This is a genomic window from Nakamurella alba (genome assembly GCF_009707545.1).
GTDB classification, from domain to species: Bacteria; Actinomycetota; Actinomycetes; order Mycobacteriales; family Nakamurellaceae; genus Nakamurella; species Nakamurella alba.
The window spans coordinates 283,458-309,704 of the sequence record NZ_WLYK01000002.1 but is presented as its reverse complement, the minus strand read 5'-3'; the positions used below and the strand labels follow the sequence as shown (position 1 = coordinate 309,704).

Genomic DNA, 26,247 nt, shown 5'->3' with positions numbered 1-26,247 from the left:
CCGCCGGCGGTCCGCTGCAGCGCGAGACAGCACCACCGGCGGTACAGGCAGTGCAGGGCTGCACAGACGCACGACTTCTCCGAAAGGCGCACCGACCGACCATGACGAAGATCAAGGTGACCGGGACCGTCGTCGAACTCGACGGCGACGAGATGACCAGGATCATCTGGCAGTTCATCAAGGACAAGCTGATCCTGCCGTACCTCGACGTGAACCTGGAGTACTACGACCTGGGGATCGAGAGCCGGGACGCGACGGAGGACCAGATCACGGTCGACGCCGCCAATGCGATCAAGAAGCACGGTGTCGGCGTCAAGTGCGCGACGATCACCCCGGACGAGGCGCGGGTCGAGGAGTTCGGCCTGAAGAAGATGTGGCGCTCGCCCAACGGCACCATCCGCAACATCCTCGGCGGCGTGATCTTCCGCGAGCCGATCATCATCTCCAACATCCCGCGGCTGGTGCCGGGTTGGACGAAGCCGATCATCGTCGGCCGTCACGCCTACGGCGACCAGTACCGCGCAACGGATTTCAAGTTCCCCGGGGCCGGCACGCTGACCGTCACCTTCACCCCGTCGGACGGCTCCGCGCCGATCGAGCACGAGGTCTTCCAGGCGCCGGGCGCCGGCGTCTCGCTGTCGATGTACAACCTGGACAGCTCGATCAAGGACTTCGCCCGCGCCTCGCTGAACTACGGCCTGGCCCGGAACTACCCGGTGTACCTGTCCACCAAGAACACGATCCTCAAGGCCTACGACGGCCGGTTCAAGGATCTGTTCCAGGAGATCTTCGACGCCGAGTTCGCCGACCAGTACGCCGCGGCCGGCCTGACCTACGAGCACCGGCTGATCGACGACATGGTCGCCGCGTCGCTGAAATGGGAGGGCGGCTACGTCTGGGCGTGCAAGAACTACGACGGTGACGTCCAGTCCGACACCGTGGCACAGGGTTTCGGCTCGCTCGGCCTGATGACCTCGGTGCTGACCACCCCGGACGGATCGGTCGTCGAGGCCGAGGCGGCGCACGGCACCGTGACCCGGCACTACCGCCAGCACCAGGCGGGCAAGCCGACTTCCACCAACCCGATCGCGTCGATCTACGCGTGGACGGGTGGTCTGAAGCACCGCGGCAAGCTCGACTCGCTGCCGGAGGTCACCGGTTTCGCCGAGACCCTCGAGGACGTCATCATCAAGACCGTCGAGAGCGGCAAGATGACCAAGGACCTGGCCATGCTCGTCGGCCCGGACCAGGAGTGGCAGACCACCGAGGACTTCCTCGACGCGCTGGACACCAACCTGAAGGCCCGCCTGGCCTGATCCGCAGGACCCGCGAGACCCTTGCGTCCGTGGTGGTGGCCGCCCGTCGTCGACGGGTGGTCACCACCACGGACGCTTCTCGTTTCTGCCCCCATCTCCCGTCATCGCGTGGATCATGTTCGCCCGCATGGCATGTCAGGCATGAAATGGGACGGGTGGGGCAGGAGTCGCCGAGTTCGCCCCTGCAACCCCTGACCGGCACCGCAGGGTAGAAATGGTCAAGATTAGTGACTATCATGGTCGGTGACCGAAAGAGGGCCAGATGACCGTCGTCGAACTCACCCGTTTCCGGATCGAGCCGGGGCGCCGGCAGGAACTGCTGGACGCCCGCCCCGGGATGCTGCGGGACTTCGAGCAGGACCGCGCCGGGTATCTCGGGGCCACGCTGGTCGAGCTGCCCGATGACCAGTGGCTGGACATCGTGGAATGGCGCAGCAGCGAGGACTTCGCGGCATTACGGGCGAAGGGCGCGAACCTGCCCGGGATCGCGGCGTTCTTCGGCGCGATCGCTGGGCTGGTGTCGGCGGACGAGGGCGTGCTCGTCGATCCGGTGCGCTGATCCGAAGCGCCGATCCGAAGCGCAGGCGTCAGCGGCGCAACGACTCTCGTCCTGCCCGACCGTTGTCGCCGGTCGGCCTCGCCCGTCAGCGCTCTGCGGTGGCGACAGCCACGACCGCGGAGAAGGCCGCGATGAAGTCGTCGAACCGGTCGGTCCCGACGGCATCGCGGTAGTGGGACTCGAGATCGGCGACGATCGTGCGCGCCCGCGCCATCTGGTCCAGCCCGCGCGCGGTCGGCACGACCAGTTTCGCCCGCCGGTCGGTGGGGTCCGGGCGGCGCTCGACGTAACCCAGGCGTTCCAGTTCGTCGACGGTCGTCCCGATCACCTGCTTGTGTTGCCCGCTGCCGACCGCCAGCTCACTGGCCCGGCTGCCGTCGGCATCCAGGTGGGCCAGTACCAGACCGTGCCGCGGACGCAGGTCGGGATGGCCCTGCTCGGCCAGCCGCCGGAACATCTCGTCCTGGAAGGCGAAGAGCAACCGGGCGGAGAGCACGCCGACATCGGCACGTCCGTCCATCACCCGTCCTTCCGAGAAGGCCCGGCGCAGTGCGCCTGCGCCGAGGTCCCACGATACGGACGGCGCCGACGCCTGCCGCAGTCCGCCGCCGGACCCGGGTGTCAGACGGAGGCCGGCGCGGCCCGCAGCTGTCGGCGCAGGATCTTCCCGGCCGAGGACTTCGGGACGACGTCGATGAACTCCACCTGGCGCACCTTCTTGTGCGGCGCGACCTGCTCGGCGACGTAGGCCATCACGTCGTCGGCGGTCAGCTCGGCCCCGGCCTGCAGCACCACGAACGCCTTCGGGATCTCCTCGCCGTCGACGATCACCCCGACCACCGCCGCATCGGCGATCCCGGGGTGCCCGAGCAGCACGGCCTCCAGCTCGGCCGGCGGCACCTGGTAGCCCTTGTACTTGATGAGCTCCTTGACCCGGTCGACGATCGTCACGTAGCCCTCGGACGACACCGTGGCGACGTCACCGGTGTGCAGGAACCCGTCCCCGTCGAGGGTCTCGCCGGTGGCCTGGGCGTTGCCGAAGTAGCCCACCATGACGTTCGGGCCCTTGCACCACAGCTCGCCGGGTGCGCTGGTGCCCGCCTCCGGCACCCCGATCTCCTCGCCGGTCGCCGGGTCGACCAGCTTGCACTCCATGTTCGGGATCGTGAGACCCACCGTGCCCAGCGGGATGTCGTCCCGGCTCTGCGGGATGCAGTGGCTGACCGGGCTCATCTCGCTCATCCCGTACCCCTGGTGCAGGGTGCAGCCCAGGCGCTGCTCCACCGCGTGCCCGAGATCGGCGTCCAGCGGGGCGGCGCCGGAGAAGATCATCCGGATCGTCGACACGTCGTACTGGTCGACCAGCGGATGCTTGGCCAGCGCCACCGCGATCGGCGGGGCGACGAACAGGTAGCTCGCCTGGCGCTCGGCGATGATCCGGAGGAACTCCGGCAGGTCGAACTTCGGCATGGTGACCAGCGCGGCGCGGTGCTGGAGACCCCCGTTCATCAGCACGTTCATCCCGTAGATGTGGAAGAACGGCAGCACGCAGAGCACCTTGTCCGCCGGCCCGACCCCGATGCAGTCGGCGGTCTGGGCGAGGTTCGCCACCAGGTTCCGGTGGGTGAGCATCACGCCCTTGGCCCGGCCGGTGGTGCCGGAGGAGTAGGGCAGCACGGCCAGGTGCGTGGCCGGGTCGATGCTCACCTCCGGCGCGGGCACTCCGCTGGTCAGCAGTGACCGCAGGCTGCTCCGCTCCGGCGCCACGGTGTCCGACCCGTCGATGACCACGATGTTCGCGACGTCCAGCCCGGCCTCCTGCGCGGCCGCCTCCGCCTGCGGCAGGAACATCGACGGCGTGAACAGCAGCACCGCCTTCGAGTCCTTCAGCTGGTCGGCGATCTCGTGGGCGGTATAGAGGGAATTGACCGTGGTGGCGGTGCCGCCCGCGCGCAGGATGCCGTGGAACACGGTCACGAATGCCGGGACGTTCGGGCACAGCACCGCCGCCACCTGGCCGGACGCGAAGCCGCGGGCGGCCAGCCCGCCGGCCAGAGCGTTGATCTGCGCTCGCAGGGCGGCGTAGGTGGTCTCCGCCCCCGACGGCCCGTCGATCAGCGCGACAGTCTCCTCGTTCCCTGTCAGGTCCTCGAAAAGGAAGTCGTACAAGGACTTGTCGGGGATCTCGACGTCGGGCATCGGGCTGCGGAAGCTCATCTGCTCTCCTTCGTGGGATCACTGCACTGTGATCGCCCCCACAGTACCTATGCCACCGGTCGGCCACCGATTGAGGCGACAGGGAGCTGCAGCGCGATGTCGGGACGCTGCCGACCGGATGAACTGACTTGACCGGTCGGCCACCGGTCGAGGCGATCGGGAACTGCGGCGCGCGTTCACCGGGAGGCTGCCGACCGAATTGACCGGTCGGCCACGGTCGGGGCGACAAGGAGCTGCGGCGCGCTCACGGGGACGCTGCCGACCTGATGGCACCTGTGCCATTGGTCGGCGAACGGCTGCGGCGACGGGATCGGGGAGGAGAGCCCGGTCACGGCGCGCCGCAGGCGGGCCGGTTCCACCAGCGGTGATGACAGCGGGCACCGGCCGACGTGGTCCGGGCCGCAGCTGTCCCGTGACACGATCGTCGGCGCGCACCGCCGGTCCGGCGGAGACGCGCGGGAGCGGGAGGTCGGCGGGTGCTGCGGGTCGCGACGTTCAACGTCAACGGGATCAGGGCCGCGGTCCGCCGCGGGTTCGGTGACTGGCTGGCCCGGACCGGCGCGGATGTGGTCTGCCTGCAGGAGGTGCGCTCGCCCGTCGCGCTGGTGCCGCCGGAGATCCTCGACGGCTGGACGTTCTCCTACCACGAGGGCGACCGGGCCGGGCGGAACGGTGTCGCCGTGCTCAGCCGGGTCGGGCCGACCGCTGTCCGGATCGGCTTCGGATCGGCCGACTTCGACGCCGAGGGCCGGTGGATCGAGGTGGACCTGCCCGGCGCACCTGCCACCTCGCCCGGCGCAGCTGCCACCTCGCCCGGTGCCGCCACGCCACCCGGTGCCACCGACGCCCCGAGCGGGATCACCGTCGCCTCCCTCTACCTGCCCAAGGGCGACACCGCGGGGGAGAAGTACGACGGGAAGATGCTGTTCATGAAGCAGCTCACCGCGCACATCCGCGAGACGGCCGCCGCCGGCCGCGAGCTGGTCGTCTGCGGTGATTGGAACATCGCCCACACCAACGCCGACATCCGTTCCTGGAAGACCAATCTCAAGTCCGTCGGCTTCCTGCCGGAGGAGCGGGCCTGGTTCGGTGAGTTGCTCGCCGACGGCGAGATGGTCGACGTGCTGCGCTCGGTGCACCCGGAGGCCGACGGTCCGTACACCTGGTGGTCCTGGCGTGGGAAGGCGTTCGACAACGACGCCGGCTGGCGGATCGACCACCAGGTCGCGACGCCCGGCCTAGCCGCCACCGCTGTCGCGGCCCGGGTGGACCGGGAGAACTCCTACGCCGAGCGGATCTCCGACCACGCCGCCGTGGTGGTCGACTACGAGGCGCCCGGCTGGTGACCGGGCGGGGGCGCCACCGACCCCCGCATCTGCGGCTGCGCGTCCAGCACCTTGCGCTTCGAGCGGGTGCCCTCCTCGATGGCCCGGACGGTGCGGCGGACCACCGCCTCCACCATCTCCTCCATCGGCCAGCGGTAGCTGGACAGCGGCGGGCTGAGCAGTCGCGACACCGGCCGGTCGTCGAAACCGAGGACCGAGACATCCTCCGGCACACGGAGTCCGAGATCCCGGGCGGCCTGGTACACGCCGTAGGCGAAGGAGTCCGCCAGGCACAGCACCGCGGTCGGTCGGTCCGGTCCGGACAGCAGGGAGGCGGCCACCTCGGTGGCCCCGTCGAGGTCGTGCGGGCACATCCGGACCTGCTCGAGAAGACCCAGCGCCGGTGCCACCCGGTGCACCACCGCCTCCGACGGCCGGTCCGGCGTGGAGGCCGCGTTCGGGCTGAGCACCGCCACCCGCCGGTGGCCGGCGGCGGCCAGCCGGCCCAGTGCGTCGGTCACCCCGGCGACGTTGTCGAACACCACCTCTGCCGCCGTCGCGGCACCGGGCAGGCTGTCGCCGATGGACACCAGCACGGTGCGGCGGGCGATCTCCGCCCAGTGCGGGGCAGCCGGGTCCAGCGGCAGCACGATGAGCGCGTCCACCCGCTGGTCCACCAGACGCTGGGCGAGGTCACGCTCCAGCTCCGGATCGTTGATCGCGTCGACCATCAGCGCGCCGAGACCGGCGGTCAGCAGCTCGCGGCCCAGGGCGGCCAGCACCGACTGCTGCCAGCTGTCCTCCTGCGACCCGCAGAGCAGCCCGACGTACCCGCTGCGTCCGGAGGCGAGCGCGCGGGCGATCGGGTCCACCTGGTAGCCCAGCCGCTCGGCCGCTTCGCGCACCCGTTCCTGGGTGGCCTCCGGGACCTGGAGCCCGCGCAGCGCGTACGACACCGCTGCCGGTGACAACCCCGTCTCTGCGGCGATGTCCCGCAGCGTCGGGCGTTTCGTCCGGGCGGGCATGGACCGAGGGTAGCCGCCAGGACCGACAGCGTAGATCCGACGACATGGTGGATCCGACGACATGGTGGATCCGACGGCGTGGTGGATCCGACGACGTGGTGGATCCGACGGCACGCTGCCCTGACGACATCGCCGTCACACCGACCGTGTGGTCACACCGACCGTGTGGTCACACCGACCGTGTGGTCACGACCGCGGAGTCACGTCGACGCCGTGGTGACGGCCGTGCGGTCACGGCCGCGCGTCACATCGTCAGCGCCGCCGCGATCAGGCCGGTCCCAGGTCGAACTCCGGAGTACGGAAGCGCGCGCCGGGTACGACGATCCGCGCCCGCCGGGCACCGACCGATGAAAAACGGAAGCGTCCGGTGTCGTCGACAACCGCGTGCCAGTGCTCGCCCGGCACCGCGCCGGCCAGTTCGATCCCGGACCCCTCGGCAGGGATCAGCTGTCCGTCGATGCGCAGGGCGCCCGGGGATCCGGTGACCAGCAGCACCAGTTCGTGACCGCCGGTCTCGAACTGCAGTTCCCGGCTGGACGCCCCCGCGGACCGCAGGCCGGCCGGCTGCAGGTCGGAGTCGAAGGTGAGCAGCGCCAGCTCCAGGTCGAGATCAGTGGTCAGTTCGGGGATGTCGAGCGCATCGGGAGCAGTGGCGGCGTCGGTGGCCAGTGCGTGCGCCCGCCTGGTCACCCGCAGCGGCACCGGGTCCGCGTGGTCGAGCACCGCACCGAGGAGCGTGGCGAGCCGGTCGTCGTCGAGCGTGTGCACGTCCACCACCCGCGGCGGGTGGTGGCCCCTGCGGTGGGGAGCCGCTCGTGGGTCCTCGTGTGCAGTCGTGTCGTTCCGGTTCACGGACGGGCTCCCCTCTCGTGCGATGCACCGACCGGTACCCGGCCGGTGCGCTCCTGATCCTCCCCGGACTGCAGGGAGGCCAGATGCCTGCGCAGCTCGCCCAGCAGCCGGCCGCGGGTCGGGCCGATGCTGCCGATCGGCCGGCCGACGATCTCGGCGATGGCCGCGTAGCCGATCTTCGGTTCCGCCGTGACCAGCCGCAGCAACAACTGGCCCTCCGGCGGCAGCATGCCGAACGCCACCCGGACGTCGGCGTGCAGGCGGGCGTCGTCGAACGCATCGACCACGGCGTCCTCCACCGGGGCGACGGAGCGGTCCTCGAGGTCCTGGACGGAGTCGGTCGGTGACTCCCGCTTGCGGCCGCGCAGCACGGCGATCGCCTCGTGCCGGGTCGTGGTCGCCAGCCAGGAGGCGAGCTGCTCGGGTTCGCGGATCCGCAGCCGGTGCTCGACCAGCCGGAGCCAGACGTTCTGCGTGACGTCGGCGGTGGTGGAGTCGTCGAGCCGGAAGGTTCGGGCGACGGACCAGACGAGGCGCCCGTAACGATCGACCAGCTCGTGCCAGGCACCGGGGTCGTCGACCGCGGCGAGCAGCGCCGCGACGGTGCGGCGGGGCGGTGGTTCCTCGATCCATCGACCGGCGGTCACCTCACCGGGGTCGGACGGTGCGATCTGACCCGGAACGCGGGGCGCCCGGTCGGTGGTGCCGGTCTGCTGCAGGACGGTCATCGCAACTCCTCTCTCCCCGTGGAAAGGGCGGAGCAGCGGCCGTCCTGATACGCACGGCCGTCCGGTTCGCCCGATCGGCGCAGTACGCGAGGTCAGTGGCCGCCTCAGGCCATGCGGTTGCGGTGCCGACCGATGCGTCCTCAGCCGCCGAGGGCGACGAACGAGCTGCGCGCCGCCAGCTCCCGCGGCCCACCGTCACCGCTCTGCGTGCGGGCCAGTCGCAGCGCCCGAGCCGGGTCGGCGCCCGCAGCGAGGTGTCGGTGCAGGGCGGGCATCAGCAGGGCGGTCGCGTCGTCCGGTACCGGCACCGACGGGGCGATGACCGTCCCGGCGCCGGCCGAGAGCAGCGCTGTCGCCAGGCCCTCGGGCTCGTCGCCGGGACGGACCGCGACGCCCGCGGTGTCGCAGGCGGCGAGGACCAGGACCGGTGGGACCCGCTCGAGCGCCTGCAGGTCGTACACGGTCAACGGGCCGTCGGCGAGTTGCAGGGCGGAGAACAACGGGTTGTCCGTGCGGAAGGTGCCGTGGGCGGCGACGTGCACCACGGTGGTCCTGCGGTCTCCGATCGCCTCCAGCACCGCCCCGACCCCCGCATCGGCACCGGCCAGCACCACGGCGTCGGGCAGCAGGCCGGAGATGTCACCGATCTCGTCGGGTGCCCCGGGCAGGTCGGGACCGGCGACCAGGACGGTGCGGCCACCGCGTCCGGGACGCCCGTGCCGTGAGGCCGCGGCCACCCAGGTCCGGGCGGACGGCGCGACGACGTGCGACCGCTCCCGCAGCCACGGGAGTGCCGCCCACGGCACGCCGTGCAGGTCACCGGTCGGGATCAGGACCAGCTCACCGCCGGGCGGCAGCGGGACGCAGTAGCCGGGCAGCGGGACCGCCGACGACGCCGGCAGGTCGGCGGCCGCCGGCCCGAGCAGGAGGCCCGAGAGCAGTCGGGCGGAACGGTCCAGTCCCGCTTCGGCGGCCGCCAGTGATCGTTCCGAGCCGACACCGCGGGCCAGTCGGTGCAGCTGGAAACGCAGGTCCGCCACCAGCTCCCGGATCTCCGCGACGTGACCGACGGCTGCGAGATGCGTTCTGCCGGCGGCGATCTGCAGCAGGTGCAGGCGTCCGTCGTGCTGGACCCACTCGAGCAGGATCCGTTCGCCCAGGGCATCCCGTACCGCCGCGGGGTCGACCGATCCGGCGTCCCCGGTCCCCGCCGTTCGCGCGGCCGGCGTGGCCGGTGTCGACCGCACCAGGTCCCGGATCTCCCGTTCCTGCCGCTGGACCGCGACGGCGGCCGCCGGGGCATCCGGCCGGAGTTCCGCCACGGCGGCCCGCAGGGCGGCCAACCGGCGGGCGAGTTCCGGGTCCGCGGGCGGCCGCACCGGGGCGAGCAGTGATGCGGCGCGCCAGGTCTCGGCCGCCCGGAAGACCTCCTCGGGGCCACCGTGCCGGAGAGCCAGGGCGACCAGCAGGTCGGCGAGTTGCTGTCCCAGCAGCGACACGTGGGCGCGGAGGTCCCCCGCCACCAGTGTGGACCGGACCGCGGTCACCGTCCGCAGGCCGTCCCTGGCCGCCCGCGCGGCGCCGGACCGGTCGCCCAGGTGCAGGCGTCGCCTGGCCTCGGCGTACCAGCCGGTGATCCGGGTGGCCGCCGCAGCATCGGTGCGCGCCGCCGCGGCGCGCTCGAGATATCCGTCAGCGACGGTGATGTCGCCCGCGGACCGGGCGGTCCCGGCTGCCAGCAGCAGGGCCGAGACGGCATCGGCAGCCCAGCCGGCGCGGTCCAGGGCGCCGGCGAGGTCGGCGATGCCGGCGGCGGCAACGACAGTGGCGTCAACGGTGGCCGGCAGTCCATCGGCGCCGTCGACCGCGGTGCAGTCGGCCTCGATCCAGCGGGCGTGGGCCACCCAGCTGTCGCGGCCGAGCAGGGCGAAGGACGTGGCTGCGCGCCGGGCGAGCTCGGCGCCCTCCGCCCGGGCACCCGCCGAGCGGGCGTTGCGGGCGAGAGTCAGTTGGGCCTCGGCGATCTCGACATCGTTGCCGCCGTCGGAGAGCCGCGCCAGTGCTTCCCGGGAAACGGCAAGCGCCTCGTCGACCAATCCCGCCCCGGACAGCACCTCGGCCCGGTCGGCCAGCAGGACGGCGGTGGCGCCACCACCCGCACCGGCATCGGTGTACTCCTGCTGCGCCCGGTCGAACCAACCGAGCGAGCGCGGAACGTCGCCGTGCCGCCCGTACAGGAACCCGAGATTGTGCGAACACGCCGCCACCTGCAGCCCCTGGCCCAGCCCGATGGCCAGCTCCCTGGCCCGGACCAGGTCGAGATCTGCTGCCGGCAGCTCGTTCCGGTACACCAGCGCGACCCCGCGGTTCACCCGGAGCCGGACCTCGGCCAGCCGGTCACCCGCCTGCTCCAGCACCGGCAGCGCTGCCGCGTACCGCTCCAGCGCCTCGTCCAACCGCCCCAGTCGCTGCAGGATCAGACCGCGTTGCATCCGGGCCCGCGCCAGTTCCGGACCGTCCAGGTGCGGTTCGGCGAGATCCAGCTCGGCCAGGCCGTCCTCGGGCGCGCCCTGGTACGTCCGGACCAGGGCCAGACTGCTCCGGACGGAGGCCACGAGCGCGGTCGCCCCGGCGGCCGAGGCGAGGTCCACCGCCTGCCGGAGCGAGGTCTCGGCCGTGCCGAGATCCCCGAGTTCGCGACGGGCCAGTCCGATCGCCCAGTGCGCGGTGGCCGCGGCCACGGCCGGGGGACCGATCGGAGCGGGGCCGGCTGTGTCCCTACCGGCGGTGCTGGTCGGCCCGGTGCCTGCGCCGGCGGTGTCGGCGGCGTGGTCGAGTACCGCGGTAGCCAGTCGCAGCGCCTCCCGGGGATCGGACTGTGCGGCGTCGACCGCGGCGCGGGCGTCGCTCAGGAGATCCATGGGCTCCTCGCCGTCCGGCCGGTGTGCGGCGGAGGATCGTCCGCCGGTCGCTCGTCACCCGCGGACCCGATCGCCGCAACCGGCCGGAGATCCATCCGCACCGGCAGGCTACCGGCCGGACAGTCCTTGCGGGAGAACGGGTGGAGGCCGTCACCGGTTCGGCCCCAATCGCCCCGGATCCCGCTGACGGCCGGTCACCCGGCGCTATAACTGCACCTGGGAGCGCACCCGACGGGTCGGGGGCGACCGGCATCCATCGACCCGCACCGACGGCGACAGGACAGCGCATGCGCGAGGAGCACCAGGAGCAGACCGGGTTCGAGCGGCTCTCCGCATGGCTGGAGAAGGCCCGGATCGCCACCGGCGAGACAGCGCCGGGTCGCGGGTTCGCGTACCGGGCCGGTGAGGTGCTGGTCGACCTGCGCGCTCTTGACGGCAACGAGAACATGATCGGTGAGCTCCTGCCCGACGCCGAGCGGGCGGGCCGGGTGCTCGACGTGGTGCGGCTCCGGGTGAAGGACACGCTGCAGGCGCTGGACAGCGTGCGTCGCAAGGGGTTCCGGGCCATCCATCCGAACACGGTGTTCTTCGGTGACCGGTTCACCGGCAGTCCGGCGTACCTGGGCAACCCGGCCTATCTCGGGAACCCGGCGTACCTCGGCAATCCCGCGTATCTGGGCAACCCGGCGTACCTGGGGAACCCGGCGTATCTCGGCAACCCGATGGCCAGCACCGTGCTGCCGGCCGCCGCGCCGGTGCCGGCCTGGTCGCCGGCGGATCCGGCCGCCCGACGCACCGTCGCCACGGTGGTGGTGCTCGACACCGGCCTGGCGTTGGCCGAGGGGACCTCCGTCGCCGATCACCCGGAACTGGCCACCACCTGCTCGGTCCTGTCGACCACCCCGGCGTCCACCCCGCAGGACGTCGACGACATCGACGTGCCGGACAGCGACGGCGACCTCTGGCTGGACCGGGAGGCCGGGCACGGCACCTTCATCTCCGGGATCGTCCGGCGGTTGGCGCCGGACACCCGCATCGTGAACATCGGTGTGCTCACCGGGTTCGGCGACGGCGACGACTTCACCCTGGCGGCCGGGCTGGCCCGGATCGCGGCCGAGGTGCCCGAGGTCGACGTGGTCAACATGTCACTGAGCGGCTACAGCGAGGACGACGCCCCGCCGCCGACGATCACCCAGGCGGTGCAGGCGCTCTCCGGCCTGCCGCACCGGCCGGTGGTGGTCGCGGCCGCCGGCAACAACGCCTCCTCCCGCCCGGCGTACCCGGCCGCCATTCCAGGAGTGATCGGGGTGGCGGCGCTCGGCGACTCGGCCCGCGCCTGGTTCTCGAACTTCGGCCCGTGGGTCAGTGCCTGCGCGCCGGGGGTGGACGTCGTCAGCACCTTCTTCCGTGGTGTCCGTGACACCCGGACCGGGGTCAGCGGGGTCGACCCGTTCGCCGACGGCTGGGCGATGTGGAGCGGTACGTCCTTCGCCGCGCCGAAGGTCGCCGGCGCGATCGCCCGGTACATGGCCGACCGCGGGGTCGACGCGCAGCAGGCCGCCGACGACCTGGTCCGCACCTGGGGGCTGTTCCGGCTGCCGGACCTGGGCGTGGTGGTCAACCTGCTCTGACCGCACCGGCCGGTCCGGTGCCCGGCCGCCGTACGATCGGCCTGTGGAACCTCCGAGTCCCGTGCCGCCCGGTGCGGCTGCGCGTCCGGCTGGTCCGACGGTGTTCGAGTTGGCGGCGGGCCGTCCCACCGGTGCGGCGAGGTGAGTGGTGGTTTCTGACCTGCTGCAGGAGATCGGCATCGTCCTGCTGTTCCTGTTGATCGGCGGCGCGTTCAACGCGGCCGAGGTGTCGATGATCTCGCTGCGGGAGAGTCAGGTCCGGCGTCTCGCCGAGACCGGCGGCGTCCGTGGCGCCCGACTGGAGCGGCTGGTCTCCGACCCGAACCGGTTCCTGGCGGCGGTGCAGATCGGCGTCACCGTGTCGACGATGCTGTCGTCGGCGCTGGGCGCCACCACCATCTCGGCCCGGGTGTCCGACGCGCTGGTGTCGGCCGGCATGTCCGCCGGCTGGGCGCACGCGCTGTCGCTGGTCGGCATCACCCTGATCCTGTCCTTCCTCAGCCTGGTGATCGGCGAGCTCACCCCGAAGCGCCTGGCGTTGCAGCGCCGGGAGAGCATCGCGCTGCTGGCCTCCGGGCCGCTCACCCTGCTGGCCCGGCTGTTCCGGCCACTGGTGTGGCTGCTCGGCCGCAGCACCGACGGCCTGGTCCGGTTGTTCCGCGGCGATCCGCATGCCACCGGTGACGAGATCAGCTCCGAGGAACTGCAGTCGCTGGTGGCCGCGCACGAGTCGCTGACCACGGTCGAGCGCCGGATGATCGCCGACGTCTTCTCCGCCGAGGGCACGCTGGCCCGCGAGGTGATGGTGCCGCGCCGCGAGGTGCAGTTCCTGCAGGCGTCGCTGACCGTGTCCCGGGCCGCCCGCACGGCGATCGCGCACCCGCACTCCCGCTTCCCGGTGATCGGCCGCGACGTCGACGAGGTGGTCGGCGTCGTGCACATCCGCGACCTGCTGGCGCCGCGCAAGGACCTGCCCCGGTCGGCCACCCTGGTGGACATCGCCGGGCCGGTGAGCGTGATCCCCGGGACCAAGGGTGTGCTCGACGCCCTGCACGAGATGCGGGCCGCCGGACAGCATCTGGCCGTGGTGATGGACGAGTACGGCGGGACCGACGGCATCGTGACGTTGGAGGACCTGGTCGAGGAGATCGTCGGCGAGATGGTCGCGGCACCGGGGCCGCAGGAGCCGGCCCCGCGGGCCGGTGAGGTCGACGGACTGCTCAACCTCGACGACTTCGCCGAGGCCACCGGGGTCGAGCTGCCGACCGGTCCGTACAGCACCGTCGCGGGCTTCGTGATGGCCGGTCTGGGGCGCCTCCCGGTGGCCGGCGATGCCGTCGAGGTCGGCGGCCGCTCGCTCACCGTCACCGAGATGGACGGGCGGCGGGTGGCCCGGATCGCGGTCGGTGTCATCGGGGTCACCGAGCAGACCGATGCCCAGCAGGCCCTGGCGGACCGGCACCGGGACGCGGCCGCCGCCGGGCCGGTGGCGGACCGTCCGGCCGGCACCACCGCGCCGCGGCCGGCCACCCGACCCGTGCCGCCGCGCGATGCGGGCCCGCCACCGGCGGGGAGTCCGGCCCCAGGGGTGTCGGCCGGCGGGACGTCGACGGACGGGGTCTCGGCCGACGGGCCGTCGACGGACACCGGGAACGACGACAGCGGGAACGACGGCTCCTGGGTCCGCCCGGGACGGCCGGGGGAGCGCCGGCAGGTGTCCGGGACGCCCGTCCGGTGATGGGAGGATCGGAGGCATGACCGTGCCGTCCGACCAGTCCGTTCCCGCTGCCCCGACCACTGCCCGGCCCCGGGTGCTGTCCGGGATCCAGCCGACCGCCGACTCGTTCCACGTCGGCAACTACCTGGGCGCGCTGCGGCAGTGGGTGGACCTGCAGGCCACCCACGAGACCTTCTACACCGTCGTCGATCTGCACGCGATCACCGTCGAGCAGGACCCGGCGCTGCTGCGCCGGCGCACCCGGGTCGCCGCTGCCCAGCTGCTCGCGCTGGGCATCGAACCGGAGCGGTCCACCCTGTTCGTGCAGTCACAGGTGCCCGCGCACAACCAGCTCGGCTGGGTGATGGAGTGCCTGACCGGATTCGGCGAAGCGGGCCGGATGACCCAGTTCAAGGACAAGTCGGCCAAGGGCGGCGCCGACCGCTCCAGCGTCGGGCTGTTCACCTACCCGATCCTGCAGGCCGCCGACATCCTGGCCTATGCCGCGGATGTCGTGCCGGTGGGCGAGGACCAGCGGCAGCACCTGGAGCTCACCCGGAACCTGGCGCAGCGGTTCAACTCCCGCTACGGCGCCACCCTGACGGTGCCCGAGCCGTACATCCTGAAGGCCACCGCCAAGATCTACGACCTCACCGAGCCGACGGTGAAGATGAGCAAGAGCTCGCCCGGCGGCGCGCTCGACCTGCTCGCCGACGTGAAGGCCTCGGTGAAGCGGATCAAGTCGGCCGTCACCGACGCCGAGCGGGAGATCCGCTTCGACGAGACGAACAAGCCGGGCGTCTCCAACCTGCTGACCCTGCTCTCGGTGTTCACCGGCCGGGACGTGCCGCAGCTCGAGCTGGATTACCAGGGCAAGGGCTACGGCGACCTCAAGGGCGACCTGGCGAACGCCTTCGCCGCCTTCGTCGAGCCGCTGCAGCAGCAGGTGACCGGTTACCTGGACGACCCGGCCGAGCTGGACCGGATCCTGGCCGTCGGCGGTGCCCGGGCCCGTGAGGTCGCCGACGGCACGCTGGCCACGGTCTACGACCGGATCGGGTTCCTGCGCGGCTGACCGACCCGGGACGCCGGCCGGTAGGGATGGGACCGGCATCGCTCTCCTGGCGGTCCCGATGGAGGATCCCGGGCCGGGTGCCCCGGGCCGGGGCTGGTGCCACCCGCTCGTACCGGCCACCGGCCACCGGCCACCGGCCACCGGCCACCGGCCACCGGCCACCGGCCACTGGCCACCGGCAATCGGCAGGTCGGTTCCGCACCGGTTTGCGACGCCCCCCGCCGGGCACCGCATCGGGTGAGGCGAGGGCACCCGTCGCCGGGCGCCGGCGCCGCGGCGGGTCCGCCGGACCGGCCTGGATCTCTACCTGGAGGGCAGCGTGGCGAGTCGGACGGACAGCGCGCAGGGCGGGGCGAAGGGCATCACGTCGCGGCCCGGCATCGCCCACCTGATCCGCGCCGCCCAGCGGTTCTCCGCCCGGCTGGGCACCCAGTTCGCCGCCGCGATCACCTACTTCTCGTTCCTGTCCCTGGTGCCGATCCTGATGGTCGCCTTCTCGGTGGCCGGGTTCGTGCTGGCCGGCCGGCCCGAACTGCTCAACGACATCCGGGACAAGATCACCGAGCAGATCCCGGGCGGGCTGTCCGACAGCATCTCCGGGGCGCTGGACACCGCGATCGACTCGCGGCTGTCGGTCGGCCTGATCGGCCTGGTCGTCGCCCTCTACTCCGGTATCGGATGGATGGGCAACATCCGGGCGGCGGTGCAGGCGCAGTGGCGCAGCGACTTCGACGAGCACCAGGAGATCGCCGAGGAGAACTTCATCGTCGGCATCGGCCGGAACCTGGTCCGGCTGGTCGGGCTCGGCCTGGCGATCGTGGTCTCGCTCGGGCTGTCCACCGCGGGCGCGGCGCTGTCGCCGCAGATCGTCCGGTGGCTCGGTCTGGAGAACCAGGGATGGCTGCACCCGATCCTGGTGATCGTGCCGATCCTGCTGGCGGTGGCCGCGGACACCCTCATCTTCATCTGGGTCTACACCTCGCTCTCGCCGCGGGACGCCCACCCGGCCCGCAAGCCGCTGCTGCGCGGGGCGCTGGCCGCGGCGATCGGCTTCGAGGTGCTCAAGCAGGCGCTGACCCTGCTGCCGCAGCTGTTCAACCGGTCGGCCAGCTACCAGATCTTCGGCAACATTATCGGTCTGCTGTTCTTCTTCAACCTCACGGCGACCCTGGTGCTGTTCGTCGCCGCCTGGATCTCCACCGCGGACGGCACGGTGAAGGAGAAGCCGTGGGTGGAGCAGGACGACGAGATCGAGGAGGGCGACCTGCCGCTCACCCCGGAGGTGGTGGCGCAGGAGCCGATCAGCGGCCGCAAGGCGGCCGGGCTGCTCGGGGCCGGCGCCCTGCTGGGTTTCGGGGCCGGTCGGCGCCGCCGCTGAGTCCCGACAGTCGTTCCGGGGTAAGAGCTGTCGACCGTCACCCTCGTCCGACCGCCGGCCCCGCCGCGGGTGTGATCGGAGTGACCCGGTGCCCGGGAGAACCATGGTGCGCCGTGCCCTAGCGTGGTCGGCATGAGTGCACCCCGTCGCGCCACCCTCGCCGTCTCCGCCGGTCGCCCGGCGCACGAGCCGGGCAACCCGGTCAACGCGCCGATCGGTGCGTCGGTGACGTTCCATGCCGGCAAGGACCCGGTGTACCTGCGGCAGACCGGTTCCGACGTGCTGCAGGGGCTCGAGGAGGCGATCGGCGCGCTGGAAGGCGGCCGGGCGCTGGCGTTCTCGTCCGGGATGGGAGCGACCGCGGCTGCCCTGGACGCGGTCCCGGTCGGCGCCGTGGTGGTGGCGCCGCGCATGTGTTACTCCGGTACGTCGTCGCTGCTGGAACGGCACGTCGCGGACGGCCGGCTGGTGGTCAGGTTCGTCGAGATCAGTGACACCGCAGCGGTGGTCGCCGCGCTCGAGGCCGAGCCCGCGCCGGCCCTGCTGTGGGTGGAGACCCCGACCAACCCGCTGGTCGGCATCGCGGACCTGCCGGCACTGGTCGCCGCCGCGCACCGGGTGGGGGCGGCCGTCGCGGTCGACTCCACCTGGAACTCGCCGGTGCTGCTGCGGCCGCTGGAGCACGGCGCGGATCTCGTGATGCATTCGGCCACCAAGTATCTCGGCGGGCACTCCGACCTGCTGATGGGTGTGCTGGTGACCGCCGACGACGCCCGGTTCGACGACCTGCTGCGGCGTCGCACCCTGGGTGGAGCCTTCCCGGGCACCCTCGAGTGCTTCCTCGCGTTGCGCGGGCTGCGCACCCTGGACGTCCGGATGGAGCGGGCGCAGGCCAATGCCGGCGAACTCGCCCGGCGGCTGGACGCCGACCCGCGGGTCGAGAAGGTGCTGTACCCCGGCCTTCCCGACTTCCCGGGTCACGACATCGTGGCCCGGGACCACGACGGGTTCGGCGCCATGATGTCGTTCCTGGTGGCCGGGGGAGCGGACGCCGCGGAGGCGGTCTGCGGCCGGGTGCGGCTGGTCAGCCACGGCACCAGCCTGGGCGGGGTGGAATCGCTGCTCGAGCGGCGGGCCCGGTACGCCGTCGACGCGGCCAACGGCACCCCGGAGAACCTGCTGCGCTTCTCCGTCGGCATCGAGCACGTGGAGGACCTCTGGTCCGACCTGGACCAGGCACTGGGCTGATCGCGCCGGATCTCAGTGCCTGGCCGGCCGGCCGGTCGGCGCCGCTGCCGGTGCCCGGCCGGGCGGTCGGCGCCGCTCCCCAGGTGGCTGAATGCGGCCGCCCGTGCCGCCGGGGTCGGTGCCGGGCGGTGTGCCCGCGGCCGATGACTGCGCGCCGGGCGGTGCCGGCGTTCTTGTGGCTTCCGGATCACACGCGTTCACCTTGACGATTCCAAGACGACCGGTCATATTGGTCGGGTGCCCCGCCCTTCCTGCCGTGAGCAGATCGTCGACGCCGCCCGGACCGAGTTCCACCGGCTGGGCTTCCACGGCTGCTCGGTGGACACCATCACCAAGGCCGCCGGTGTGCCGAAAGGCTCGTTCTACAACCACTTCCCGGGCAAGGAGCAGCTCGCCGCGGAGGTGGTCCGGCGGTACCAGGAGGCGTCGGCCTGGCGGACCGCCGATGTGGCCGGGCTCGGTCCGCTGGACGAGCTGGCCGTCCGGTTCGGGGCACTGGCCGACCGGCACTCGGCCCGGAGTTGGCGACGCGGGTGCCTGCTGTTCAACCTGGGGGCGGAGGCCGGCGAGGACTCGCCCGTCCTCCGGGCCGCGGTGCGTGCGGCGCTCGACGACTGGACCGCGCGTGCCGCCGCGCTCGTCGATGCTGCGGTCCGGGACGGTTCGCTGCCCGCCGGTACCGATCCGGATCGCCGGGCCCGCTTCCTGGTCACCGCCTACGAGGGTGCGGTGACCCGGTCCAAGATCGAGCAGAGCGACGACGCCCTCGACGACTTCTTCGACTGCGCACTGGGTGTCGCCCGCCCGGCGCCGGTCGCCGCCACGACGGCCCCGTCGGGGGCCCAGGGATGAGTACCAGCATGAGCACATCAACCGCGATCTCTGTGCCGACCGGGGCCGGACGCCTGCGGCTGGGGCGCGCCGGCTCGTTCCGGGTGGTGGCGCTGAGCTACCTGGCCCTGATGATCGCCGGCAGCGCGCCGTCGCCGATCTACCCGATCTACCAGCGCGAGTGGGGCTTCGCGACCAGCACGCTGACCGAGATCTTCGCCGTCTACGCGGTGCTGCTGCTGCTCGCCCTGCTGACTGTCGGCGGCCTGTCCGACCTCATCGGGCGGCGCCCGGTGCTGCTGGCCGGACTCGGCCTGTTCACCGTCGACATGGTGGTGTTCGCCCTGGCGCCGGACGTGCAGTGGCTGTTCGTCGCCCGGGTCCTGCAGGGCATCGCGGCCGGGTTGTCGATCGGCGCGATGACGGCGGGTCTGATCGATCTGGCCCCGCCGGGCAAGGTGCGGTTCGCCTCGGTGCTCAGTGCGCTCATCCCGGCGATCGGACTGGCGGCCGGTGCCCTGATCTCGGGTGCCCTGGTCCGGTTCGGGCCGATGCCGACGCGGCTGGTCTACCTGGTCTTGGGCGCCGGGTTCCTGGTGCTCGCGGTGCTGGTCGCGCTGATGCCGGCATCCGGTGACCGTCGTCCGGTCCCGCTGTCGGCGTTGACGCCGCGGATGCGGATCCCGGCGCAGGCGCGGCGAACGTTCCTGCAGGTGCTGCCCGCGCTGGTGGTTCCGTGGGCGCAGCTCGGTTTCACCTTGTCGCTGACCTCGTCCGTGGCGCTGGGGGTGTTCGGCGTGCACGACGTGTTCGTCGACTGCCTGCTCGTCGCCCTGCCCTGCGCCGCCGGCGCCCTGTCCGGATTCCTCACCCGGTCCACCGACGGACAACGGGCGAACCAGTTCGGCATGGTCGGCATGTCGGTCGGCTCGGTGATCACGGTGGTCGGTCTGGTGATCCCGCTGGTGCCGGTCTACCTGGTCGGATCGCTGATCGCCGGGCTCGGTGTCGGTGCCGCGATCAGCGGCACGTTCAAGGTGCTCGCCCCGCTCCCCGCCGAGCACGAGCGGGCCGAGTTCTTCGCCGCCTTCTTCGTGGCCGGCTACCTGGCCTTCAGCCTCCCCGCGGTGGCTGCCGGATTCGCGATCGGGTCGTTCGGCCTGGTCCGCACCGCGGTCGTCTACTCCGCGGTGCTGGTGGTGCTCGCGCTCGTGGCGATGCTGACCGGTCGCCGTCGGGTCACGCGCGAGGGCTGACCCGGAGCCGCCCACCCGGGACGGAACCTGCGGACGATCCCGGAAGTTCGTCGTGCAGGGCTGTCGAATCCGCGGGACGGTACTCGTCTGCCTGATGTCGGATGCGGACCAGCCGGGTGCGCATCGACGCCGAAGCGGAGGAGCACGACATGACCGAGACGCAGCAGGCACCGGCCGGCGGGACCGATCAGGACGGCACGCCGCTGGGCACCGTCACCTGGTGGGAGATCCCGGTGGCCGACCTGGACGTGTCCTCGACCTTCCTGACAGCGGTGTTCGGCTGGACCTTCATGCCGTTCGGCGAGGGCTACCTGGGCATCCTCAACGGCGGGGGCCCGGAGACGCTGGTGGGCGGCATCTTCAAGGCCGAGCCCGAGCAGGTTGCCGCCGCCGGGATCCAGGTCTACATCAACGTCCGGGACATGGAGGACACCCTGGCGAAGGCGTCGGCCGCGGGCGGCACGGTGCGCACGCCGCGGACCGAGGTCGGCGGCGACATGGGCTGGTGGGCCGAGATCGTCGACCCGGGCGGCCGGCGGATCGGCCTGTGCACCGGCAGCGCGGCTGCCTGAGCCGGACGATCCCACCGGTCGACCCCCACAGCACCGATCCCCGTCCGGCTCGGCCGGACGGGGATCGATCGGGGGAGAAGTCCCGGGCAGTCAGCGCAATGCGTGACCGGTCAGCGCTGGACCGGCCGGCTCACCGCACTGACGAAGGAGCCGGTCTCGCCGAAGAAGGACCGGTAGAACTGGTCCGGCTCGGCCTCGAACACCTTGGTGGCGCGGCCGACCGGGCCGACCGTCACGTAGCCGATGTTCTTCCACGGTCCGGTGGCCGAGGGTGCGCTCTGGATGCCGACGACCCGGTTCGGGTAGGCGATGAGCCCCTGGTAGGCCGAGAACCGCTTGGCCGCAACGGTCACCGTCGTCTTGTCGCCGGAGCGGGTGGCGGCGACGCCGGCCCAGGCGTTGTACTTCACGACCGTCTGGGTCCAGTTCCAGGCGATGGGCTTGGAGTCCTTGGTGACGCCCCAGGCGTTGGTCGTCCGGTAGGTGCCGGGGCCGTCCCACGGGTAGATCATCAGCGTCTCGGTGCGCACGCCGTCGAAGATTAGCCGCTGCACGGTGCCCTTCGGGTTGATGACATCCGACGAGGTGTAGCGGAGGTGGCCGTAGCAGCCGGTCAGGGTGACCGGCACTGCGGTGGTGTCGGTGGAGACCACGACCCGCTCCGGGAAGTTGGCCTGCACGGTGCAGGCGAACTTCTCCGGCGCCGCCGCGGCGGAACCGGCGCCGACCACCGAGGTCAGCGCAGCCAGCGCCATGGCGGCCAGTGCGACGGGGAGCTTTCGGGAGAACTGCACGGTGATGACTTCCTGCTGGGGGACTGTGGGCGGTGATCCGCGCGGCCGTGGGGACGTCCGGCGGGGACGGAACTGTCCGATCCGACGCTGTTCCTGATGTGACTGGTGTTTCTGGTGTGACTAAAGACGACTTGAACCTAACAAGTGCGCGGTGAAAGTGTCATCGTCCACTGGAGTGACGGAGTGACTCGATCTGGTATCACCGCCCGCGATGTTCATTTGTTCGCCGCACGGTGTCCGATGTGAAGGCGCCGTGGGTTGCCCCTGTATCACCCCACTGCGCCTCACCCTGCTCCGTACCGCAGACCCCGACCCAGCCCGGCGCGAGGATCATCATCCGGCGCGCGTACGAAGTGGTCGACTCCTGTCCCACCAGTCCCAAAGGCGGCAACTTCACACGCGCATGCGAAGAAGATCCTCGCGCCGGTGGGGGTTGGACGGGCAGCGGGGGAGGGTCAGGGCCTGACGGTCGGGTCGGTGGCGACCGGGACCGGGGAGCCGGCGGCCACGCTCTGGGCGCTGAAGAAGGAGCCGGTCTCGCCGAAGTAGGAGCGGTAGAAGCGGCCCGGATCCGCACGCACCCCGAGGGTGGCCCGACCGGTGGCACCGACCTTGACGAACCCGGCGTTGGTCCACGGCCCGGTGGCCGACGGGGCGCTCTGGATGCCGACCACCCGGTTCGGATAGGCGATGAAGCCGTCGAGTGCGGCGTAGCGCTTGGCCGCCACCGTCACCCGGTCGATGCCGCCGGACCGGGACACCGCGACCCCGGCGAAGGTCGCGAACTTGATCACCGTGCTGGTCGACTCGAAGAGGATGACGTCGCCGTCCTTGGTCATCCCCCAGCCGTCGACGGTGCGGTAGCTGCCGGGGACGATCGTGTCGTAGACGTGCAGCTGGGTGGTCCGGACGTTGTCCCACTCCAGGTAGTCGATGATGTCCGACGGCCCGGTGACCGAGGCGCCGGCGTACCGCAGGTAGCCCTCGCAGCCGGACAGTCGCACGGAGACGATCCGCTCCTGCCGGTCCACCGGGATCCGGGTCGGCAGCAACGCGTGGGCCACACAGGCGGGTTCCGGCGCCGCAGCCGGTACCGGGCCGGTCGAGAGCGCAGGCCCTGCCATGGTTGTCGCTGCAGCAGGAACGACGGGGAGCAACGGGGCGAGAAGCGCCAACAGCGCGGCGGCCACGAGGCCGCCGCGCTGTCGACGAGTGCTGGGTATGCGCATCAGAGGGTCAGACCCGCCGGAACATCAAGGCGCGCTTGACCTCCTGGATCGCCTTGGTCACCTCGATCCCGCGGGGGCAGGCGTCGGTGCAGTTGAAGGTGGTACGGCAGCGCCAGACACCTTCGGCGTCGGACAGGATCTCGAGCCGCTCCTGGCCCGCCTGGTCCCGCGAGTCGAAGATGAACCGGTGCGCGTTGACGATTGCCGCCGGCCCGACGTAGGCGTCCTCGGACCAGTACACCGGGCACGAGGTGGTGCAGCAGGCGCACAGGATGCACTTGGTGGTGTCGTCGAACCGGTCGCGGTCGTGCTGCGACTGGATCCACTCCCGGGACGGCTCGTTCCCGTGGGTGATCATGTACGGCTTCACCGCGCGGTACGCGTCGAAGAACGGCTCCATGTCGACGATCAGGTCCTTCTCCAGCGGGAGGCCCTTGATCGGCTCGATGGTGATCTCGGTCTTCTTGTCGGTGACCAGGTCCTTGACGAGAACCTTGCAGCCCAGGCGGTTCCGGCCGTTGATCCGCATCGCGTCGGACCCGCAGATGCCGTGCGCGCAGGACCGGCGGAAGGTCAGCGAACCGTCGATGTACCACTTGATGTAGTGCAGCAGGTTGAGCACGCGGTCCGTCGGCAGCGCCGGGATCCGGTACGACTCCTTGTGCGGCGCCTCGTCGATCTCCGGGTTGAAGCGCTGGATGTGGACGGTCACCATGATCGCCCCGTCCGGCACCGGCGGCAGCTCCGCCGGCTTGCCCGGACCGGTCGGCGTCGCGTCGACCTCGCCGAAAGTGACAGTCATCAGTACTTACGCTCCATCGGCTGGTAACGGGTCTGCACGACCGGCTTGTAGTCCAGGGTGATGTCGGCGGACAGCTCGTGCAGCCGGGCGGGATCCTTGTACGCCATGGTGTGTCGCATCCAGTTGGTGTCGTCCCGGTTCGGGTAGTCCTCCCGGGCATGACCGCCGCGCGACTCGGTGCGGGCCAGCGCCCCCACCACCATCACCTCGGCGAGCTCGAGCAGGAAGCCCAGCTCGACCGCCTCCAGCAGATCGGTGTTGTACCGCTTGCCCTTGTCGTGCACCGAGACCCGGGCGTAGCGCTCCTTGAGCAGCCGCACGTCCTCCAGTGCCGTCTTCAGCGTGGCCTCGGTCCGGTAGACCGCCGCGTTCGCATCCATGGTCTCCTGCAGGGCGATCCGGATGTCGGCGACCCGCTCGGACCCGGTGGAGGTGAGCAGGGTGGACACCATCTGCTCGACCCAGGCCTGCGGTGCCTCCGGGGCCTCGACGACCTCGACACCCTCCTTGTTCGCGTGGTCCGCGGCGGCGATGCCGGCCCGGCGTCCGAACACGTTGATGTCCAGCAGCGAGTTGGTGCCCAGCCGGTTGGAGCCGTGCACCGAGACACACGCGCACTCGCCGGCGGCGTACAGGCCCGGGATGACGTCGGTGTTGTTGCGCAGCACCTCGCCGTGGATGTTCGTCGGGATGCCGCCCATCGCGTAGTGCGCGGTCGGGAACACCGGCACCGGCTCGGTCACCGGGTCGACACCCAGGTAGGTGCGGGCGAACTCGGTGATGTCCGGGAGCTTGGTCTCCAGCACCTCGGCGCCCAGGTGGGTGCAGTCCAGCAGCACGTAGTCCTTGTGCGGACCGGCACCACGTCCCTCCAGCACCTCCATCACCATCGACCGGGCGACGATGTCGCGCGGCGCCAGGTCCTTGATGGTGGGGGCGTAACGCTCCATGAACCGCTCGCCGGAGGCGTTGCGCAGGATCGCGCCCTCGCCGCGGGCACCCTCGGTCAGCAGGATGCCCAGGCCGGCCAGGCCTGTCGGGTGGAACTGGTAGAACTCCATGTCCTCCAGCGGGATGCCCTTGCGGAAGGTCACGCCCATGCCGTCACCGGTCAGGGTGTGCGCGTTGGAAGTGGTCTTGAAGACCTTGCCGGCGCCGCCGGTCGCGAACACCACGGACTTGGCGTGGAAGACGTGGATCTCGCCGGTCGCCAGCTCGTAGGCCACCGCGCCGTTGCAGACCGGGCCCTCCGGGGTCTCGGTCAGCATGATGTCCAGGACGTAGAACTCGTTGAAGAACTCCACGCCCTCCTTCACGCAGTTCTGGTACAGCGTCTGCAGGATCATGTGACCGGTGCGGTCCGCCGCATAGCAGGCCCGGCGCACGGCGGCCTCGCCGTGGTTGCGGGTGTGCCCGCCGAACCGGCGCTGGTCGATCCGGCCCTCGGGGGTCCGGTTGAACGGCAGGCCCATCTTCTCCAGGTCGAGGACCGCGTCGATGGCCTCCTTGCACATGATCTCCGCGGCGTCCTGGTCGACGAGGTAGTCGCCGCCCTTGACGGTGTCGAAGGTGTGCCACTCCCAGTTGTCGTCCTCGACGTTGGCCAGGGCGGCGCACATGCCGCCCTGCGCCGCACCGGTGTGCGAGCGGGTCGGGTAGAGCTTGGTCAGGACGGCGGTCTTGGCGCGCTTGGTGGACTCGATCGCGGCCCGCATGCCGGCCCCGCCGGCACCCACGATCACCACGTCGTAGCGGTGGAATTGCATCTCAGGTCTCCGGTTCTCAGCCCATGGACGGGTCGAAGGTGAAGATCACCAGCGTGCCCAGGCCGACGGTCAGGACCACGGAGGCGGCGAGCAGCAGCTGCAGCCAGAAGCGCGTGCCGTCCTTCCGGGCGTAGTCGTTGATGACGGTGCGCAGGCCGTTGGCGCCGTGCAGTTCGGCGAGCCACAGCATCAGCAGGTCCCAGATCTGCCAGAACGGCGAGGCCCAGCGGCCCGCCACGAAGCCCCAGTTGATCCGGTGCACGCCACCGTCGAGAACGTTCATGATCAGCAGGTGGCCCAGCACCAGGACCACCAGCACGATGCCGGACAGCCGCATGAACATCCACGAGTACATCTCGAAGTTCGAGCGGCGGCCGGCCAGCTTGCGCTTCGGCGCCCGCGGCGCCTCGATGCCCCGCGTGGCAGGAGGGTCGAATGCGGCGGTCATCACGCACCCCCACCGCTCTGCTCGATGGTTCGGTGGCTGGTCGCCACCGACGAAAGTGCGGCTCCGTACATCAGGCCCCACCACCGAACATGACCTCAACAGTGCGCTTGAGCATGAAGTACGTGCCCGGCACCATCACGACGATCCAGACACCCAGCACCACCCAGAGCATCTGCCGCTGGATGCGCGGGCCCTTGGCCCAGAAGTCGATCAGCATGATCCGGATGCCGTTGAGCGCGTGGTAGAGCACCGCGCCGACGAGACCGACCTCGAGCAGGTTGACGAACGGGTTCTTGTAGGTCTCGATGACCTTGTTGTAGCTCTCCGGCGAGACCCGCACGAGGGCGGTGTCCAGCACGTGCGCGAAGAGGAAGAAGAAGGTCAGGACGCCGGTGATCCGGTGGGCGACCCAGGACCACATGCCCTCGGCGCCGCGGTAGACCGAGCCGCGGCGTGGTCCGGGTGACCCCTGACCACTACCCGAGCCCGGCAGGGCGGTTGACGTTGACATGCGGCGATTCGACCTCCGGCGTCGGCGGCGGGCTGTGTCCTGTCGG

Annotated in this window: 23 protein-coding genes; 11 read left to right on the top strand and 12 right to left on the bottom strand. The window is 71.4% G+C overall.

Annotation, left to right across the window (positions count from 1 at the left end):
- Positions 1 to 101: 101 nt before the first annotated feature.
- Both GIS00_RS09965 and GIS00_RS09960 read left to right on the top strand, forming a co-directional pair.
- On the top strand, positions 102 to 1,316 hold the full coding sequence (locus GIS00_RS09965) for an NADP-dependent isocitrate dehydrogenase (protein WP_154768268.1): 1,215 nt from the start codon (positions 102 to 104) through the stop codon (positions 1,314 to 1,316).
- 262 nt (positions 1,317 to 1,578) lie between these two features.
- Entirely contained in the window at positions 1,579 to 1,875 is a 297-nt protein-coding gene (locus GIS00_RS09960) for an antibiotic biosynthesis monooxygenase family protein (protein WP_154768267.1), read from the top strand.
- Positions 1,876 to 1,960: 85 nt separating this feature from the next.
- Here the strand turns inward: GIS00_RS09960 and GIS00_RS09955 are convergent, their stop codons facing one another.
- A complete protein-coding gene (locus GIS00_RS09955; protein WP_154768266.1) occupies positions 1,961 to 2,395 on the bottom strand; it encodes a MarR family winged helix-turn-helix transcriptional regulator in 435 nt (144 codons plus the stop codon).
- A gap of 101 nt (positions 2,396 to 2,496) precedes the next feature.
- Positions 2,497 to 4,092, bottom strand: a complete 1,596-nt coding sequence (locus GIS00_RS09950; RefSeq protein WP_154768265.1) for an AMP-binding protein — start codon at positions 4,090 to 4,092, stop codon at positions 2,497 to 2,499.
- Between the two features lie 476 nt (positions 4,093 to 4,568).
- Between GIS00_RS09950 and GIS00_RS09945 the strand changes: the two genes are divergently transcribed.
- Positions 4,569 to 5,438 carry an exodeoxyribonuclease III gene (locus GIS00_RS09945; protein ID WP_322097790.1) on the top strand — a complete coding sequence of 290 codons (870 nt, stop codon included), beginning with the start codon at positions 4,569 to 4,571 and terminating at the stop codon, positions 5,436 to 5,438.
- Here the strand turns inward: GIS00_RS09945 and GIS00_RS09940 are convergent.
- The 4 genes from GIS00_RS09940 to GIS00_RS09925 form a co-directional block, all read right to left on the bottom strand.
- Positions 5,417 to 6,442 (bottom strand): LacI family DNA-binding transcriptional regulator, encoded by a 1,026-nt coding sequence (locus GIS00_RS09940; protein WP_154768264.1) that lies wholly within the window; start codon positions 6,440 to 6,442, stop codon positions 5,417 to 5,419. The two genes, GIS00_RS09945 and GIS00_RS09940, sit on opposite strands and share 22 nt — an antisense overlap.
- A 267-nt stretch (positions 6,443 to 6,709) precedes the next feature.
- Positions 6,710 to 7,210, bottom strand: coding sequence for a hypothetical protein (locus tag GIS00_RS09935; protein ID WP_154768263.1), 501 nt, complete (start codon positions 7,208 to 7,210; stop codon positions 6,710 to 6,712).
- An 80-nt stretch (positions 7,211 to 7,290) separates the two neighbouring features.
- Positions 7,291 to 8,022 carry an RNA polymerase sigma factor gene (locus GIS00_RS09930; protein WP_154768262.1) on the bottom strand — a complete coding sequence of 244 codons (732 nt, stop codon included), beginning with the start codon at positions 8,020 to 8,022 and terminating at the stop codon, positions 7,291 to 7,293.
- 140 nt (positions 8,023 to 8,162) lie between these two features.
- The gene (locus GIS00_RS09925) at positions 8,163 to 10,943 is read right to left on the bottom strand and encodes a CHAT domain-containing protein (protein ID WP_154768261.1); all 2,781 of its coding nucleotides are present in this window, start codon (positions 10,941 to 10,943) and stop codon (positions 8,163 to 8,165) included.
- A gap of 287 nt (positions 10,944 to 11,230) precedes the next feature.
- Between GIS00_RS09925 and GIS00_RS09920 the strand changes: the two genes are divergently transcribed.
- The 8 genes from GIS00_RS09920 (at position 11,231) to GIS00_RS09885 (ending at position 20,651) form a co-directional block, all read left to right on the top strand.
- Complete coding sequence (locus GIS00_RS09920; RefSeq protein WP_154768260.1) at positions 11,231 to 12,574, top strand: S8 family peptidase; 1,344 nt, start codon at positions 11,231 to 11,233, stop codon at positions 12,572 to 12,574.
- A 148-nt stretch (positions 12,575 to 12,722) separates the two neighbouring features.
- On the top strand, positions 12,723 to 14,312 hold the full coding sequence (locus GIS00_RS09915) for a hemolysin family protein (RefSeq protein WP_322097789.1): 1,590 nt from the start codon (positions 12,723 to 12,725) through the stop codon (positions 14,310 to 14,312).
- A 16-nt stretch (positions 14,313 to 14,328) separates the two neighbouring features.
- On the top strand, positions 14,329 to 15,366 hold the full coding sequence (trpS, locus tag GIS00_RS09910; RefSeq protein WP_154768259.1) for a tryptophan--tRNA ligase: 1,038 nt from the start codon (positions 14,329 to 14,331) through the stop codon (positions 15,364 to 15,366).
- Between the two features lie 319 nt (positions 15,367 to 15,685).
- Positions 15,686 to 16,744, top strand: a complete 1,059-nt coding sequence (gene yhjD / locus GIS00_RS09905; protein WP_196073211.1) for an inner membrane protein YhjD — start codon at positions 15,686 to 15,688, stop codon at positions 16,742 to 16,744.
- A gap of 132 nt (positions 16,745 to 16,876) precedes the next feature.
- Positions 16,877 to 17,992: a trans-sulfuration enzyme family protein gene (locus GIS00_RS09900; RefSeq protein WP_154768257.1), complete on the top strand. Its 1,116-nt coding sequence runs from the start codon at positions 16,877 to 16,879 to the stop codon at positions 17,990 to 17,992.
- A gap of 237 nt (positions 17,993 to 18,229) precedes the next feature.
- Positions 18,230 to 18,844: a TetR/AcrR family transcriptional regulator gene (locus GIS00_RS09895; protein WP_154768256.1), complete on the top strand. Its 615-nt coding sequence runs from the start codon at positions 18,230 to 18,232 to the stop codon at positions 18,842 to 18,844.
- Between the two features lie 8 nt (positions 18,845 to 18,852).
- Positions 18,853 to 20,079, top strand: a complete 1,227-nt coding sequence (locus GIS00_RS09890) for an MFS transporter (protein ID WP_196073210.1) — start codon at positions 18,853 to 18,855, stop codon at positions 20,077 to 20,079.
- Between the two features lie 149 nt (positions 20,080 to 20,228).
- Positions 20,229 to 20,651, top strand: coding sequence for a VOC family protein (locus tag GIS00_RS09885; protein WP_154768254.1), 423 nt, complete (start codon positions 20,229 to 20,231; stop codon positions 20,649 to 20,651).
- Between the two features lie 110 nt (positions 20,652 to 20,761).
- On the opposite strand, the gene GIS00_RS09880 is transcribed toward GIS00_RS09885, so the two are convergent.
- The 6 genes from GIS00_RS09880 to sdhC form a co-directional block, all read right to left on the bottom strand.
- Positions 20,762 to 21,445 carry a hypothetical protein gene (locus tag GIS00_RS09880; RefSeq protein WP_154768253.1) on the bottom strand — a complete coding sequence of 228 codons (684 nt, stop codon included), beginning with the start codon at positions 21,443 to 21,445 and terminating at the stop codon, positions 20,762 to 20,764.
- Positions 21,446 to 21,900: 455 nt separating this feature from the next.
- On the bottom strand, positions 21,901 to 22,569 hold the full coding sequence (locus GIS00_RS09875; RefSeq protein ID WP_154768252.1) for a hypothetical protein: 669 nt from the start codon (positions 22,567 to 22,569) through the stop codon (positions 21,901 to 21,903).
- A gap of 112 nt (positions 22,570 to 22,681) precedes the next feature.
- Positions 22,682 to 23,476 carry a succinate dehydrogenase iron-sulfur subunit gene (locus GIS00_RS09870; RefSeq protein ID WP_154768251.1) on the bottom strand — a complete coding sequence of 265 codons (795 nt, stop codon included), beginning with the start codon at positions 23,474 to 23,476 and terminating at the stop codon, positions 22,682 to 22,684.
- Entirely contained in the window at positions 23,476 to 25,242 is a 1,767-nt protein-coding gene (gene sdhA / locus GIS00_RS09865) for a succinate dehydrogenase flavoprotein subunit (RefSeq protein ID WP_154768250.1), read from the bottom strand. The genes GIS00_RS09870 and sdhA overlap by 1 nt, the downstream gene beginning before the upstream one ends.
- Before the next feature lie 16 nt (positions 25,243 to 25,258).
- Entirely contained in the window at positions 25,259 to 25,690 is a 432-nt protein-coding gene (locus GIS00_RS09860) for a succinate dehydrogenase hydrophobic membrane anchor subunit (RefSeq protein ID WP_154768249.1), read from the bottom strand.
- A gap of 70 nt (positions 25,691 to 25,760) precedes the next feature.
- The gene (gene sdhC / locus GIS00_RS09855; RefSeq protein WP_154768248.1) at positions 25,761 to 26,201 is read right to left on the bottom strand and encodes a succinate dehydrogenase, cytochrome b556 subunit; all 441 of its coding nucleotides are present in this window, start codon (positions 26,199 to 26,201) and stop codon (positions 25,761 to 25,763) included.
- Between the last annotated feature and the right edge of the window lie 46 nt (positions 26,202 to 26,247).

Coding starts and splice junctions, on each gene's coding strand:
- GIS00_RS09960 (WP_154768267.1), top strand. CDS start 1,579: ATGACCGTCGTCGAACTCACCCGTTTCCGGATCGAGCCGGGGCGCCGG.
- GIS00_RS09885 (WP_154768254.1), top strand. CDS start 20,229: ATGACCGAGACGCAGCAGGCACCGGCCGGCGGGACCGATCAGGACGGC.
- GIS00_RS09890 (WP_196073210.1), top strand. CDS start 18,853: ATGAGCACATCAACCGCGATCTCTGTGCCGACCGGGGCCGGACGCCTG.
- GIS00_RS09965 (WP_154768268.1), top strand. CDS start 102: ATGACGAAGATCAAGGTGACCGGGACCGTCGTCGAACTCGACGGCGAC.
- GIS00_RS09955 (WP_154768266.1), bottom strand. CDS start 2,395: ATGGACGGACGTGCCGATGTCGGCGTGCTCTCCGCCCGGTTGCTCTTC.
- GIS00_RS09940 (WP_154768264.1), bottom strand. CDS start 6,442: ATGCCCGCCCGGACGAAACGCCCGACGCTGCGGGACATCGCCGCAGAG.
- GIS00_RS09920 (WP_154768260.1), top strand. CDS start 11,231: ATGCGCGAGGAGCACCAGGAGCAGACCGGGTTCGAGCGGCTCTCCGCA.
- GIS00_RS09860 (WP_154768249.1), bottom strand. CDS start 25,690: ATGACCGCCGCATTCGACCCTCCTGCCACGCGGGGCATCGAGGCGCCG.
- GIS00_RS09930 (WP_154768262.1), bottom strand. CDS start 8,022: ATGACCGTCCTGCAGCAGACCGGCACCACCGACCGGGCGCCCCGCGTT.
- sdhA (WP_154768250.1), bottom strand. CDS start 25,242: ATGCAATTCCACCGCTACGACGTGGTGATCGTGGGTGCCGGCGGGGCC.
- GIS00_RS09950 (WP_154768265.1), bottom strand. CDS start 4,092: ATGAGCTTCCGCAGCCCGATGCCCGACGTCGAGATCCCCGACAAGTCC.
- GIS00_RS09870 (WP_154768251.1), bottom strand. CDS start 23,476: ATGACTGTCACTTTCGGCGAGGTCGACGCGACGCCGACCGGTCCGGGC.
- GIS00_RS09900 (WP_154768257.1), top strand. CDS start 16,877: ATGAGTGCACCCCGTCGCGCCACCCTCGCCGTCTCCGCCGGTCGCCCG.
- sdhC (WP_154768248.1), bottom strand. CDS start 26,201: ATGTCAACGTCAACCGCCCTGCCGGGCTCGGGTAGTGGTCAGGGGTCA.
- GIS00_RS09925 (WP_154768261.1), bottom strand. CDS start 10,943: ATGGATCTCCTGAGCGACGCCCGCGCCGCGGTCGACGCCGCACAGTCC.
- trpS (WP_154768259.1), top strand. CDS start 14,329: ATGACCGTGCCGTCCGACCAGTCCGTTCCCGCTGCCCCGACCACTGCC.
- GIS00_RS09875 (WP_154768252.1), bottom strand. CDS start 22,569: ATGGCAGGGCCTGCGCTCTCGACCGGCCCGGTACCGGCTGCGGCGCCG.